Raw genomic sequence first — 13,515 nt, 5'->3', positions numbered from 1 at the left:
CATCCCCACTTCATTAGTCAAACTCAGGAGGCCATAATTCTGATATGGCTAATTCCCACCCAGGTAGTAACTCTGGAATAGTCAAAGTGTCTCCATCTTTTAGCACAACAGCGGGCTGGTTCAGGCGATAGACAGTGAGCGTAAACTTATCAGGGTCAATCAGAATACCAACCTGAGTACCGAGTTTCAGAAATAGCTCAATCTTTTCCACCAGCGGCTTAATTCGATCCGTCTTGGACTTCACTTCAACCGTCAAGTCTGGCAACAATTCCACAAAATCGCGCTTGGTTTTCTTCAGTTTATCCGCTCGGACAAAAGACACATCTGGAGCGCGGAGATTTCTTGGTTGCTCCTCACCATTGTTGCTGTCTTTTCCTTCTGTAGTGGGCAAAATAAAACCAGCACTGGAGCCTGTCACCCGCCCTAACCTACGAGGCATCACCCAGTTATTCAAAAAGGTACTCAGGCGAGTGCTAATCTCATCTGACTCGTAATCGGACGGCCCCATAACTAATATATTCCCCTCGATTAACTCCATCTGCCAATCTGGATGCTCGGCTTGTAGTTGCTCTAAATCTGCAATGGTCATAGACATAAGACAAGTACCTACCCTTTAGTTAGACAGTGCTATCAGATAAAGAAGTTTGTCATTAAAGTGAAGATGTTGCAGTTCATCCGGAGGAGAAACAGCAGGAGGCCCTTCAATAATCACAGGAATAATCTCAGGTGGATTGAGTTCATCCTTCCCTTGCCGTTCCAGAGCATATAACGCCTCTTTCAGTACCCACTTCGACTCTTTAGCCGCTGTAGACCAAAACAACAGAAACAGGTCACACTCATCAATATTACGATAGAGTTCCCTCTCCCAGCGATCGCCTGGTTCTAAATCCAAAATATCCTGAAACACCTCAATTCCCGTAACAGCCAGTCCTTGTACTCGTTTCAAGACTTCCTTACGGTCTTTAGAGGAGTAAGAAACAAAGGCTTTTTTGTAGACTCGTGCCGCGTCTCCTACAGGTTGAGGTTCTTTTGCAGTAGTGGCAGCAGCAGGAGTAATCGATAGCTTGAATTTCAGATGTCCAAGGGGAATACTATTTTGGCTCACAGTAATCGTTCCAATCACTGTCTTCTGAGTCAAATCAGCAGGAACCGTTACTCCAAATTGCACTGATTCGGCTCTCCCCTTCCAAACTAACTGTTGATTGGGTTCATCAACTTCAAGATTAGGAATCGAGAGAGAAAAAGTCAGTGCTGTTCCTCGTTCAATCGGAAGTCCTAAACTTCTTATCCCCAATTGTTTAGCCTCCGAGTCAAACTCTTGAGCCTGTTGTTTGGCCATTTCAGCTTGCTCAGGGAGGTGAACAAAAACTTGAACCAAAAACGTATCGCCACCAGCTACCGCAGGAGGACTAAAGACGCTACAATCCACCAAGTCTTTGTTAGTGAGAGTAGAGGGTGAAGGCGGTTCTTGGATGCGGTAAACCTGTTCCAGTTTTTGTTGAAATTGAGCCACATCGGGCTTGTCAGAGTCTGGTTGTTCCTGATGTGTTGAATTGAAGGGAATGGGAGAAACAGGCAGAACTGAACTCCTTTGTACACGCAGCTCCAGTCCTCTTGTAGCATAGGAATCATCGCTGGCTAAATCGTCATTTATTTCCGAATTGGACTGGTCATCTGAAACGTTTGATTCTGAGCCGATTGCAGCAGCGGCTTCATAAATAGCTCCGGCAGCAATTTTTAATTTCTCCACCTGACCTGACCAAGAGGTAACAGGAGAATCATCAACCCATGAAGAACAAAAACCTTTGAGTCGAGACGCTTTTAAGCTCACTGGACTGACGTTGATGGCAATAACAATCGATTTTCCAGCTATTTCGTCTAATTCCCATCTTCTCCTATTCACCGAATCAAGATAGGTAGAACTCACTATCATCACCACTACATCAGCGGCACTAAGCCGTGATTCAATATCCTCTGTTTGCGCGAGTTCTGCAATTTGTCCTTCATGATAAGAGGAAATGGTAATATTCTCCCACGGCAACGCTGTTAAAAGCTTGAGAAACTCATCGAGTAAAACTTGGTCTTGGGATGGATAAGAAATGTAAAGATTAGCTTTTGGGTTGAATGACGATAACTGGTCTGACACAGTGTTTGCTCCTTAGTTTGCCTTCTTTAGCCATAATGGAACAAAATCAATCGGCAGGACTGATTTCATCGTTTGAGATAGCTTTTTGGTCGTGGAGGTCAGGATACACGAGTTTTTGAAACTGCTACCTCAGAGGGCGGACAGCGATCGCTCTTGGACAGTCACCCGCGATGAAATAGAGGCGAAAAACTACGACCTCAAAGCCGTCAACCCCAACGCCAAGACAGAAGAAGACGCTCGGACACCGGGGGAACTGCTGGACTTCATTGAGATGAAAGGGCTTGAGGTCACGTCATCGCTGGCGGTGCTGAGGAAATGGGAGAAGTAAACCCGTAGGTGTCCTGTCCACTTCTTAGGGAATGTCTTAGGGCATAATGGCGGGTATCCATTCCCTAAGAAGCGATGCCCAAGACCACTCCCCTCGATGCTAAGGCACAACAACTGGACGCACTTAGCTGGGATGAGCTACTCGTTGCCCGGTCAATCATTGACGCGCTGATTGAATCAAAATCCCCACTGCCGGATGACGAGCAACAGCCCTCTGTCACCAGTCCCAGCACAAGCACTGGTAGCAAGGGTCATATTGAACTCAAGACGATTCCCGACACGAAACGGGGGAAGTCTTATGGCCCATACCGCTATCTGCGTTACTGGTCTGGGGGGAAGTTGCGATCGGCATACCTGGGCAAAGTAGCGGCGTCTGAAAAAGATTTTGCTCAACCTAGTCAATAAACAGCCAATTGGGTAGGCTCTAGAACGTCAACTCAAAAGATTCAGGAGATTTTTAGGTTAGGCATACCTAAGAGGGGGTTAGGGGGGTCAATGTCAATGTATTGAAAGTATTTCCAGTGTATAGAAAGTCCTTCTAGCAATAGCCCACGCTTCTAGATCTAGCGGTTTTCAACCCTTGTAGAATACACATTCTCGGTAGGGGCTAAGGCTTCCGTGCCCTTACTGTATTCTATGCTTGCCGAGAACTGCTCTAAGCGCAAAAGCAGTAGCCTCCGGCTAATCAGCGCAAGCTGGTACAAGGGCATCGCAACCCTCAATTTGTGGGAGACTGCCACTTATGACAATCTACCTGTTGGTCGGGTTCTTTTTTGAGTTCTTTTTCAAAATCTAGGTCAAATTTCGCTTTCTGCCAATAGCAGGCAGATTTGACCTGTTTTGGAGTTAAATTTTGGACTTTGTCATCAATTTCGCTATTCCTGAAGTTGGCTCCACTGAGGTTGGCTCCACCGAGGTTGGCTCCACTGAGGTCGGCTCGACTGAGGTTGGCTCGACTGAGGTTGGCTCGACTGAGGTCGGCTCGACTGAGGTTGGCGTCACTGAGGTTGGCTCGACTGAGGTTGGCGTCACTGAGGTTGGCTCGACTGAGAAAGGCTCGACTGAGGTTGGCTCGACTGAGGTTGGCGTCACTGAGGCTGGCTGGACTGAGGTTGGCGTCACTGAGGTCGGCTCGACTGAGGTTGGCTCGACTGAGGTTGGCTTCACTGAGGTCGGCTCGACTGAGGTTGGCTCGACTGAGGTTGGCTTCACTGAGGTTGATTTCCCTCAAGTTAGCGTTTTCAAGGGGAGCATTCCTTACATTACTGAAGGCACTGGCGAAAGCAACCTCAAAATTACGGTGGAATGTTCTTTCCCTGACAACAATGCCCCCTAAATTCCCCAATTCTGGGGGACGCGAGAGATTCTGGTTCCCTCCTCTGTTACTGGGTCTGCGCTTGAAGGATTTGTTCAAAGCGCATAAACCGAGAACCCGTGGCGCACTAAAATGCGCCAATGACGCGACCGATGAAGGCATCCAAGAGACAGCGCATAAACCGAGAACCCGTGGCGCACTAAATGCGCCAATGACGCGACCGATGAAGGCATCCAAGAGACAGCGCATACCTACAGCCCACTTTGGCTCGGAGGGTGCTGCTTTTGCCCCCGACTTTTGTGCCAGTTGTTCCCCGCCGCTGATTCCTCCGTGTGACAGTTCGCCACGGTCGCCACGGTCGCCACATCTGCCACCGACGTTGCTGGCACTTCCCTAATTGGCTCCGGGGAATTGAGGGGGGTGTCCACGCGATTCGATAGATCATTTATTATTACCGTGCGTGGACAGGGGGACTGCTCAAGCGAGTGGACAGGGGTCACTGTTGTCGGTTGTGCTTCAGTTTCAGCGGCCTTAGCTTCATCCCTGGCAAGCCACACGGCAAACACCTCATCTCTGCCATCTTGGGGTGTGGTAATACGGTAAACTCGCACCCGCTGTCTAGAGCCATTAACCTCGACTGTCTCCTTACGGAGGTACTCAAGCGAGTGACCAGCCTTGTCAGCGAAGCGCTTAATAATTGCTATGGGGGTGTCGCTTTGGCTGATGCCTATCCCGGTTACTGCTTTAATCTGCCAAGAGTTTGCCTTCGCTTTTGAGGCGAAGGCCATCAAATCCGGGTCAGTGTTCTTGAGTTCCCTGTCCTGGTTCTGGAGTATGGCAGTCACCCCCAGAACGTCAAAGCACTTGACGCCTAACCCTAACTGACTCCGGTTAAAGTCAGGCTTGAACACATCACCCTCACCCCTCTCAACTTGTGCCTTAGCGTTTGCCTTGTCACGAGCCGCGAGATAATCTCTACCAATGGTGAGGAAGTAATGGAGCCGCAGTTGTGGATACCAGCCGTCATCGTCACGCGCAACCAAGTCGGGTGTGACCTCCACACCATAGCGCAGTCCTAACGAGTGCTTATTAACTTTTAGCCGTTCCGCTTCCGTCTTGGAGCGCTTATCTTGGAGTTCCTTATACTCTGCCTCAGATTCACAGCCAGATGACGCGGCAACGGCTTCTCTGTATTCCTGGTAGCCGATGTCTCTGGTGAGCTTTATGTCCTCTACGATCGCGTCCGATTCCTCCTCATCCGTTAGAGCAGCGAAGACAATCAGATGCCCCTCGTCTCGCAACGCCTCAAGAATCGAGTTGCGATAGTTAATCATTGAAGCATTGTGCCTAACAGCCATCTTGGCAAAGCAGGTGAGGCTTTCGTTCTGGAAAGTATCGGCGTCCTCACTCAGTTCGTCAAAACCTGCCAGCGTCAGTTGTCGAATGTTGGCTTTAGTTTTTTGGTGTTCACAGGCTAAGAGGTCATTGATGTTAGTCGAACCGTTGCCGATTTTACCGATTCCGTAGGCAGCAGCCCAGAGGTAGCGAGGGACATTCTCACGGATACGGGCTAGAGACTGCCTCACCGAGTTCTCAGCCTGGACGCCTTGAGCAATGCCCCAAACAGAGGTAAAGTGTCCCCTGATGTCAATGCTCACGCCCGTCTCGATTGAGGGGGAAGCAATTACTATGTCGTAAAGGGCAAGGATATCGTTTAGATTGGCGATCGCGCCGTAGGCAGGATGACCGGGGTCTGCCACACTCTCTGAATCGATTCGCAGTATCCGCAATTCTGGAAAGCGTTTCTTGAGGTAGCGTTCTTGAGTCACAGTTCCCCACTTCGATTTAGGCTTTTGAGCCGAAACACAGACAAACGGCTTGCCACCGTCAGCAATGTGCTTAACAAGGTCATTGACCAGACCAGCGGGTGTGGTGTCCTGATAAGAGGTTATACGCCACCGTTCAGCGTCCCCTGGTTTCCAGTCATTGACCACAACGAACGGCTCCACAGTGACCCCTGAGAGGGCAATCAGATAGTTTAAACTGACATCCGACAGATCGGCATCGCTGGCAATCACCCATCCGTTACCGCTTAGCGTATTCTGGATTAGGGTCTTGAATGACTTGAGGATGGGGACGCGATCGCTAGCACAAGTGCTACTGTTCAGGAGGTGCCAGAGAACCTGTTCGCACTCGTCAATAATGACTAAGGCATCCTGCCAGTCTGAAGGGTTGAATTTGGCTTGCGAGTTCGGATGGAGCGAATCAATACACAACCCATAACCAAACACGCCCTTCGTCTCGGAAGTCCTGAACTCAGTTACATAATCAATTCCAAAACGGTGACACAACGCCTCACCGAGTTGGACGCGGTGAGTGATGACTAACACCCGCTGCCCTCGGTAGATAGCCTCTTGAACAACCTCAGCTAACGCTTCAGTTTTCCCGGTTCCCTTGGCTGACTTTAGCGCGATTAACTTGGCACCCGTGGGAATCTGGATGGCTCCCAGGTAGCGACGATTCACCCTGATGTTGGGTGTATAACTTAGCTGTGTATAACCCTTGGCTCTCCAGTTGTCGAGCGCTGAAGCTGCCTCATAAGCCGCGTCGAACGCTTCGGAACCGTGAGCAAAGATTAGGTCATCAACGCCCTTACCCAATTCGGGACGCCAGCTGATAACCTTTACCTTACAGCCTTGTTGGGCAAGTAAGACGCCTGTCTTCCCGATTGCGCCTCTAACTCGCTGAATTGTCTCCAGTTTCGAGTCCTGGTCAAAAGCGAGGTAGAGGGGTCTACCAATGGCTGCAAGTTTGAGTAACTGGGGGATGAGGCAAGGTCTGCCTATCTTGTTTCCGAATTCATCCTTTGGCACTCGGTAGCCGCCATTAACGCCGGGGAGTGCGATCGCACAGTAGCCAGCCGTCAGCAACGCCCCTACTTTCTTGGCTCCCTCGGTAACGACAACGGGAATCTTAGGGTGAGCGATTACCCATTCCCAGAACAGGTTATACATTCCGGTGGTCGTGTATAGCTCTAGTCCAAGGGGCATGGGGACGCGGTAGCGCTCCGCTATCCTCTGCCAAATGTGGAGGGGAACCTTTAGAGCAAAGATGCCTGTAGCAGTTTTAGGCGGATGTTCATACTTGATAAGTTTCTTGCCGTTGTCTGACCGTCCCGGACTGAAAGATAGTGCAGATTTGCACAGTCTTTCAATTGACTGCTTTGTGCCGTCATCTGACCATCGCGGGTGACGAGGCTTGAAACATCCCCAGAGGTCATCTTCTCCGGTCAAGATATCGACGCCGCTACACCACCAGCCACCCTGCTCTGTGTGACGATATTTCTTAAGCCAGTGGTCAGTCAGGCGTCCATCGTTGCGCCGGGGGATGTCATCGGAGTATACAAGATATTCGTAGGGCTGATTACCGGAGAGCGATCGCACATTCAGTTCAATGATTCCGGGGTCAACAGCGCTATCGAGCCATTCCTGGTAGTGGTTGGGGAGAATCATCAGCCTTCACCTCCCACCAACTGACCATTTGGGAACCGGAAAATTTTTAGACTTTGATTGGTAGACATCGCATTTGTGGGTTAGAGCCGGTGTCTTCCGCTTTTAGTCCCCAATTCTGTGATCTGCTGAAAGCAGTAAGGCTATTGTTTGCCTCCCAGCCTCCAAAAATATTTTTGGGAGTGCTAGCCTGAGTTTATGGTTTATTTTGGGTTGGTTGACCGTTCGGGTTCTCTTGGCTGGAAACCAGGACTCACCTTTGGGTTGCTCAGGCTATGGGCAAAACTGGGGAACTCGCGCAGAAGACTGACCGATTTTCTTATTTGGCTAATTTTGTCTGCTAGGCGCAGCTACTCGCCTCATCGAGGGGTTACTCGATGAGGCGAGTCAGTGCTGGGAAACTTGGGGTTTGCTTTTTGGTGCAATTTTGAGGCAGAATTGTCATAGGTAAGTCCCTTCCTAATAGGGCTGTAAATTACCTAGAACGCTTGTCCTTAGAAGGGTTGAGGCGTTTTAGGTGGTTAGCAAAGAACTTAAGATTCCCAGATGGATGGCGTGTTCGCTGCACGCTGTTTGTTGATCTGAGGGTCTATGAGTTCACGAGATAAAAATCAAGCGGTCGCGGTTCAAACTTTGGCGAGGGAGAACGCGATCGCTTTGAATTTTAGAAGAACTGCTTGAGGTGGTTGGCTAGAGCTTCTCGGATAATTGATGCACATGATTTGTTTGTCCTAGCTGATAGTTGTCGAAGTTGATCGATTGTTTCTTGGGGCAACATCTGAGAAAAAAGAACCATAGGCTTGTTTTCCTCCCATCTCACCCATTATATAGCTCGAAATCGCAGTGGCGATCGCTTTCCCCGGTCTTTTCAGCGGTTGATGTTCTCAAGTCAGAAACTGAGTGTCTACCCATTTTCTGTTTTTCTGGTGGTTCACTTTTGTAAGCGAAAAGTGTCTTGTTATCGCCTTTGATCGGGGCGGATAATTTGGGTAAATCTAACTAGAATAGCATTGTATAAAGCACAAAAAAAACAGGGAATATACGGTTGAAAAAGTCTTGATAGCGTCGAAGCCTTGTGGTACAAGCGTTCTATTTAATTCTCTCCATTTGTAAAAAATTAATAGATTTCTGAGAAAGGTAAGGTAAAGTCACCTGACCTTAATTGAAGTAAACCTCAGTACTGGAGTTCAGAAGAGCCTAGCGTTTGTGTGTCAGGGTCGCGATACACAGTATCAATCAATTGAGGGTGCGTTGTGCGATTGCACCATTGTCGTCAATCCGGATGAGAGGAAACGAAAAGACGCCTCAAGACCCCCCCCAGGACTGACGGAAAATCAAGGGTTTCAGCCTTCGGAGACGGGTTTTTCTGGGACTGCCGGAAGTGCCGAAATCGCCCTTCAGGAGGGGATTTTGGGCATTTTAACCGACCCCAACGGCTCACGAGATAAAGCCGCCAAATGGGTCAAGGAAACTATCGATTAAGCCAACTAGGTGCTTGCCGTGCGATCGCACTCGTTCGATACGCCTGTTGAGTAAAACACTTGGATGCTCTTTTTCCCAAGCTTTTGCTGTTTTTGTCCGTGCCAAGAGTGACACGATGGGTTTGCCCCCAACTGCCTGATTTAAGGCATCGGCAAACCGTCTGACTTCTGGTCTTTCTGGCATGACTGTGAGCGTGTGTTACTTTTTTTACTTTAAGGAAGAGGCTCCTGAGTCCACATCCTTCCTCCTACAGAGGCGCTTAAGGCGATCGCTCGTAAGACCATGCCAGTAGCATCTGAAACAATAAACTTCGCAGGTGCCATCCACTCTGCAACTACTTGCGTTGTGACCTTTTGGAATAAAGGTATTGACCAAAGAAAAAAAATACTGCGACTAATAGAAAGATACTACCTAAAATTAGATGACCTTGTATGAAGTTAGCCAAGATAAATAAAGAGATGAATAAGTAGAATACTATCGTCAATGAAAAACTTACATCAGATGATATTGCTGATTGCTGATAATCTGATAAAGAGTCAGATGATTGTTCACTCTGTTTAGTAATTGTAGAATCTTCTCGTTCAGGTAAGTCTAACTTTGGCAAATCAGGAATTTCAAAATGTAATTTCGATGGAGATGATACTTGGAAAACATAATTTTGGCTAACAGCATCACAGTGCTGTATTTCATCTTCAATCCCCATTCTTTGAAATAAGATTTTAGCTCTTTGAATAGATTGTAAAGCATTAAGGCTATCTCCTGGTTTAGCTAGAGATATTGTTTGAAGTAGATATGATACAGCTTCATAATGCCCATACTCTGTAGCTTGAGCAACTGTTATTGCTTCTTGATAAATTTCATTTGCTTGATTGAAGTCACCTATAAAATCATAAGCAACTCCCATTAAACACAAAGCTTGTATCATTTCTCTAAATAAGGAAATCGCTTTGTAAATATTAATAGATTGCTTGTAAAGCTCAATTGCTTCCTTATATTCTTCTAGTCCAACATAAACGCTGCCTTGATGCATTAACGTCCATGCCATACCTCTCTGACAACCTAGGGTACTGTTTAACTCTAACGCTTGTTTGTAATAGTCAAGTGCTTCCGGATATTGTTTGCAAGCACAGCATATGCGTCCAAAATCTGTAAGAATCCATGCTTCTTTCTGTTGAATGCCAATATCTTTAGCAATTTTTAATGCTTCTCTATAATAACCAATAGATTCTGAATATTTATCTTGTACAAAGTGAATAAATCCAAGTCCGAAATAAGCATCAAATTCATGTTCTTTATCTCCAATATTCTGAGCTATCGCCAGAACTTCTCGATGAACTAGTATCGCTCTACCATAATCATGCTGCCATTTGTAAGCAATTCCCAAAGCTAAAATGATGCTTAACTCAGTCTTCCTATATCTCTTTGTATTAATTCCACTAGTCCGATGACGTTGTAATGCTTTTTGGTATGCATCAATTGACTTTTCATATTGACTGCGCTGAAAATAAACGCTTCCAAGCCCTGATAAAGAATCTACTTCTATATCTTTCTCGTTAATCTGCCGTGCAATTTCTAATGCCTGTTGGTAGTAGTCAATAGCTTGCTCAAAGGTTCCAGGCTTGTTGTGAAGATCGCCTAAACCTTTCAATGCTATTGCTTCACACCTTCCTTCTCCAATAACAAAAGAGATGTTTAATGCTTGCTGATAACATTGAAATGCAGAGCTGGCTTGTCCTACATAATATCGTATGTAACCGAGCCGATTCCAAATTATATTTCTTTCTTTTTGATTTGTTTCATCATCCTGCCAGTTCAATTGGAGATGTTCATACATATTTAATATCTGCAAGATATAACCCTTTAGGTCTAGAAAGTCAGCTACGCACTCTGTAGTAGTGAAAGCATCTAGGTAACTTCCAAATTGGCATTGATGATAGAAAAGTTCTAAATTAGCTCTAATGTCTTCTAGGTCAGACCAAGGTTCTGATTTAATGTTTTTTTGATAGTAGTGAGTTGCTTTCTGATGTGCTACGGTTTGATTGCCAGCAATGCCTTGGATATATTTCTGTATTGAGGGCTGAAGTTGATATAAATTCCCGCTTTTAGTCAAGAGCGATCGCTGTACAAATGCTTCTAAGACTCTTAAAACTTCAATTAAATCAGTAACTCCAATCATCGCTGTCGCTGCGTCTTCAGTGAATGGCAGCCGATACACACTTAAATCAATGAGAGATAAATACTGATTCTGTGTTAAGCGTTCTAAATGTCGCTGTAGGAGTCTTTCCAAACACGTTTGTTCACCACGATGTTCATCTGAAGCCTCTTTTGTTATACTTGGGAAGCTGACTAAACCAACCTGCCTCGCTTGACTCAGAATATTTTTGCCTTTGCAGTATAAGCGTAGATAACTAGCTGCTAATCGTAGGGCTAGAGGATGTCCGTCCAACATCTGCGAAAAATTTTCAAGTTCATCTTGCTCATTAGACTCAGAAGGATTACTCTGCACTCCTAAAGATGACAAAAAGTTTCCACCCTCTCTTGGCTCAAGCCCGTTGAGCATTAGCCAGCTTTCATACTGAAGTGAAAATGGGATTTCTTGGCTCGTGAGTAAGATGGTACTATTCTTGCCCTGCTCTTTCCAGCAGCTAAAGAATTGCTGATATCCTTCGTCTTTCCACTGCTGCTCATCTAAAAGTACTTCTAAGTTGTCAATTACGAGCAAACAGCGTTGCTGATTTAAGTGTTTAACAAGTTTATTAATTTTTTCAATTGTAGTAAGTCTTGAAAACTCCTCTAGAGACTCTCCTATTAATGCTTTGAGAACCTGTTCTGCAAAAATTCCAAAGTCAGGAGCTTGTCTTACATCTGCCCAAAACTGATTGGCAAAGTGTAAATGTTCCCTACCATGTGGAGGGATGCTCTGCAAATCCGTGTCTTGTAGAGAGTAGTTCTCGGTGAGGTTATAGAAATACGCTGCTAACCAAGACTTCCCAATGCCTCCAATACCCTGAATACCAATTATCCGCCGCTTGGTATCTTTGAACTTTTCATGAAGTTGTGTCTCAAACTCATGCCGAGATTGCCACTGCGCTAGATTCGGTGGATTTGTAATAAGTCCATTTTTTCGGGTACTGTCATTTGTCGGTGTCCCTCCCGACGACTGTATTCAGAAAAAGTTTGATCCTCTAAAATCAGCATAGCCACCTTGAACTAAGACACCAATTTGCTCCGCTAGCTTGGTCATATTGACGATGGTTCCTGGCTGAGACTGAAGTGCATCAGCAATGGCTTGAACATCTTGCCGTACTTCCAAATCATCTTTAGCAGCTTCCTCCACTTTGTCAATCAGCACAGCGGTACCAAAATCAGCAGGTTGTTGCTCTGCTAAGGTAGGTTGTTGAGCCACTCTCTCAATTGCAGTTGCTGTGCTTGGATCTTTGCGTCTCAGTGAAGCTAGGAATTTACTAACCAAGTTCCAGGTACTCTCACTTAGCTTTTCCCCGGTCTTTTCAAAAGCTTTGGTAGCAACCAGAACTGCGATCGCTCCAGCCGACAAGCTCACCGGATCAGTCATAACTCAACCCTCCTGCGTTTAACATCTATTTTTGTTAAGTTCTTCGTCAGTGGGAGTTTGTAATCCGGAGCCTTAGAGAGTTATATAAAAAATGGGCGATCGCACCATCCTCCTCGAAGTCCACTCCCCCAAAGCTGAGGCAGCACGAGAAGCGATCGCCCTCAACGACGGTGCGCCTGCCCCCGTGAAAAACTGCCAGACTTAGAATAGGATGAGTTTCTGAGGTTCCTTGTGAAGCTAGAGAATTTGCTTTTACCGATAGGCGTGTTGGCAGTAGTTGCGATCGCATTTTTCGCCTACAGTGCTACTGCTGCTCCCTTGCCAGAAGGATTTCCCCCTCCAACACCAGAAGGACAAATTGAAGTCAAACAATATCCTGCCTACCGTTCTGCCACAGTTCGCTATTCAGGAGAACTCTCAATGGCAGCCAATAGAGCCTTTGACCCTCTCTATCGCCACATCAGCTCTAACAATATCTCCATGACAGCTCCGGTAGAAACCCGTTATCCAGTTAGCACCCTGGAAGCCAATGAGATAGGCGCACCCGATGAACGCGGTGAAGCGCTTGTTTCATTCCTCTACCGCAGCACTGACATCTACCCTTCTGAGATTGCACAAAACATCCAGGTAGAAGACATTGCACCCATGACAGTCGTCAGTCTTGGGCTAAAAGGCAGTTACGATTACTCCAGCTACCAAAAGAACATGGAACGGTTACGAGAGTGGTTAGCGCAGCACCCAGAGTGGACTGTTGTCGGTTCACCTCGCCGCTTCTTCTACGATGCTCCCTATGTCCCCGAACCTGCCAAGCGCAGTGAAATCCAAATTCCAATTCGTCGGGTAAATAGCTAGCCAAAAGCAACCACCTCATAGTGTTCCACTGTTGGGAACGGGTCATAGAAGTGATGCAACAAGGAACGCCACTGTTGGTACTCTGGCGATTGTCGAAACCCAATGGTGTGGTCTTCTAACGAATGCCAGCGCACAAGTAGAATATAACGGTTCGTGGTTTCTAAGCAACGTTGGAGTTCATGAGAGATGTACCCTGGCATGGAGGCAATAATGGTTGAAGCTGTTTTAAAAGCTGTTTCAAACTCATTAACCATACTGGGCTTAACATCAAGGATGGCAACCTCTAGTATCATGGGCTGGATGTTTTTAC

Annotated in this window: 12 protein-coding genes and 3 pseudogenes; 5 read left to right on the top strand and 10 right to left on the bottom strand. The window is 46.7% G+C overall.

Annotation, left to right across the window (positions count from 1 at the left end):
• Nucleotides 1-13: 13 nt before the first annotated feature.
• Nucleotides 14-595 (bottom strand): Uma2 family endonuclease, encoded by a 582-nt coding sequence (locus tag MIC7113_RS32235; protein WP_015211575.1) that lies wholly within the window; start codon nucleotides 593-595, stop codon nucleotides 14-16.
• Between the two features lie 18 nt (nucleotides 596-613).
• Entirely contained in the window at nucleotides 614-2,146 is a 1,533-nt protein-coding gene (locus MIC7113_RS32230; RefSeq protein WP_015211574.1) for a toll/interleukin-1 receptor domain-containing protein, read from the bottom strand.
• Between the two features lie 115 nt (nucleotides 2,147-2,261).
• On the opposite strand from MIC7113_RS32230, the gene MIC7113_RS32225 reads away from it, so the two are divergent.
• Entirely contained in the window at nucleotides 2,262-2,474 is a 213-nt protein-coding gene (locus MIC7113_RS32225) for a hypothetical protein (RefSeq protein WP_155898313.1), read from the top strand.
• Nucleotides 2,475-2,548: 74 nt separating this feature from the next.
• Entirely contained in the window at nucleotides 2,549-2,878 is a 330-nt protein-coding gene (locus MIC7113_RS32220) for a hypothetical protein (protein ID WP_015211573.1), read from the top strand.
• Nucleotides 2,879-3,191: 313 nt separating this feature from the next.
• Here MIC7113_RS32220 and MIC7113_RS39410 read toward each other — a convergent pair.
• A pseudogene (locus MIC7113_RS39410) lies at nucleotides 3,192-3,518 on the bottom strand (pentapeptide repeat-containing protein); the annotation flags it as partial.
• Between MIC7113_RS39410 and MIC7113_RS39405 the strand changes: the two are divergent.
• Nucleotides 3,421-3,639: pseudogene (locus MIC7113_RS39405) on the top strand (pentapeptide repeat-containing protein); the annotation flags it as partial. The pseudogenes MIC7113_RS39410 and MIC7113_RS39405 overlap by 98 nt on opposite strands.
• Here the strand turns inward: MIC7113_RS39405 and MIC7113_RS39400 are convergent.
• The 3 genes and pseudogenes from MIC7113_RS39400 to MIC7113_RS39395 form a co-directional block, all read right to left on the bottom strand.
• A pseudogene (locus MIC7113_RS39400) lies at nucleotides 3,633-3,950 on the bottom strand (pentapeptide repeat-containing protein); the annotation flags it as partial. The pseudogenes MIC7113_RS39405 and MIC7113_RS39400 overlap by 7 nt on opposite strands.
• 89 nt (nucleotides 3,951-4,039) lie before the next feature.
• Complete coding sequence (locus tag MIC7113_RS32210) at nucleotides 4,040-7,300, bottom strand: plasmid replication protein, CyRepA1 family (protein WP_015211570.1); 3,261 nt, start codon at nucleotides 7,298-7,300, stop codon at nucleotides 4,040-4,042.
• A 661-nt stretch (nucleotides 7,301-7,961) separates the two neighbouring features.
• Nucleotides 7,962-8,075 carry a ribbon-helix-helix protein, CopG family gene (locus tag MIC7113_RS39395; RefSeq protein ID WP_071884151.1) on the bottom strand — a complete coding sequence of 38 codons (114 nt, stop codon included), beginning with the start codon at nucleotides 8,073-8,075 and terminating at the stop codon, nucleotides 7,962-7,964.
• Nucleotides 8,076-8,503: 428 nt separating this feature from the next.
• Between MIC7113_RS39395 and MIC7113_RS35710 the strand changes: the two genes are divergently transcribed.
• Nucleotides 8,504-8,779, top strand: a complete 276-nt coding sequence (locus MIC7113_RS35710; RefSeq protein WP_015211569.1) for a hypothetical protein — start codon at nucleotides 8,504-8,506, stop codon at nucleotides 8,777-8,779.
• On the opposite strand, the gene MIC7113_RS35240 is transcribed toward MIC7113_RS35710, so the two are convergent.
• The 3 genes from MIC7113_RS35240 to MIC7113_RS32195 all read right to left on the bottom strand — a co-directional run bounded on the left by MIC7113_RS35240 (nucleotide 8,735) and on the right by MIC7113_RS32195 (nucleotide 12,353).
• Complete coding sequence (locus MIC7113_RS35240; protein ID WP_015211568.1) at nucleotides 8,735-8,962, bottom strand: DNA-formamidopyrimidine glycosylase family protein; 228 nt, start codon at nucleotides 8,960-8,962, stop codon at nucleotides 8,735-8,737. The genes MIC7113_RS35710 and MIC7113_RS35240 overlap by 45 nt on opposite strands.
• 151 nt (nucleotides 8,963-9,113) lie before the next feature.
• A complete protein-coding gene (locus MIC7113_RS32200) occupies nucleotides 9,114-11,891 on the bottom strand; it encodes a tetratricopeptide repeat protein (RefSeq protein ID WP_226883740.1) in 2,778 nt (925 codons plus the stop codon).
• A gap of 54 nt (nucleotides 11,892-11,945) precedes the next feature.
• Nucleotides 11,946-12,353 carry a hypothetical protein gene (locus MIC7113_RS32195; protein WP_015211565.1) on the bottom strand — a complete coding sequence of 136 codons (408 nt, stop codon included), beginning with the start codon at nucleotides 12,351-12,353 and terminating at the stop codon, nucleotides 11,946-11,948.
• 231 nt (nucleotides 12,354-12,584) lie between these two features.
• On the opposite strand from MIC7113_RS32195, the gene MIC7113_RS32190 reads away from it, so the two are divergent.
• Nucleotides 12,585-13,205, top strand: a complete 621-nt coding sequence (locus MIC7113_RS32190; RefSeq protein ID WP_015211564.1) for a heme-binding protein — start codon at nucleotides 12,585-12,587, stop codon at nucleotides 13,203-13,205.
• Here MIC7113_RS32190 and MIC7113_RS32185 read toward each other — a convergent pair.
• Nucleotides 13,202-13,498 (bottom strand): antibiotic biosynthesis monooxygenase family protein, encoded by a 297-nt coding sequence (locus tag MIC7113_RS32185; protein ID WP_041781574.1) that lies wholly within the window; start codon nucleotides 13,496-13,498, stop codon nucleotides 13,202-13,204. The genes MIC7113_RS32190 and MIC7113_RS32185 overlap by 4 nt on opposite strands.
• Between the last annotated feature and the right edge of the window lie 17 nt (nucleotides 13,499-13,515).

Source organism: Allocoleopsis franciscana PCC 7113 (assembly GCF_000317515.1).
GTDB lineage: Bacteria > Cyanobacteriota > Cyanobacteriia > Cyanobacteriales > Coleofasciculaceae > Allocoleopsis > Allocoleopsis franciscana.
The sequence above is the reverse complement of the archived record's forward strand: the minus strand, read 5'-3'. Positions and strand labels throughout refer to the sequence as shown.

Excerpts from the sequence above, each read along its gene's own strand:
- MIC7113_RS32235 (WP_015211575.1), bottom strand. The coding sequence starts at position 595 with ATGTCTATGACCATTGCAGATTTAGAGCAACTACAAGCCGAGCATCCA.
- MIC7113_RS32220 (WP_015211573.1), top strand. The coding sequence starts at position 2,549 with ATGCCCAAGACCACTCCCCTCGATGCTAAGGCACAACAACTGGACGCA.
- MIC7113_RS32210 (WP_015211570.1), bottom strand. The coding sequence starts at position 7,300 with ATGATTCTCCCCAACCACTACCAGGAATGGCTCGATAGCGCTGTTGAC.
- MIC7113_RS39395 (WP_071884151.1), bottom strand. The coding sequence starts at position 8,075 with ATGTTGCCCCAAGAAACAATCGATCAACTTCGACAACTATCAGCTAGG.
- MIC7113_RS35240 (WP_015211568.1), bottom strand. The coding sequence starts at position 8,962 with ATGCCAGAAAGACCAGAAGTCAGACGGTTTGCCGATGCCTTAAATCAG.
- MIC7113_RS32195 (WP_015211565.1), bottom strand. The coding sequence starts at position 12,353 with ATGACTGATCCGGTGAGCTTGTCGGCTGGAGCGATCGCAGTTCTGGTT.
- MIC7113_RS32185 (WP_041781574.1), bottom strand. The coding sequence starts at position 13,498 with ATGATACTAGAGGTTGCCATCCTTGATGTTAAGCCCAGTATGGTTAAT.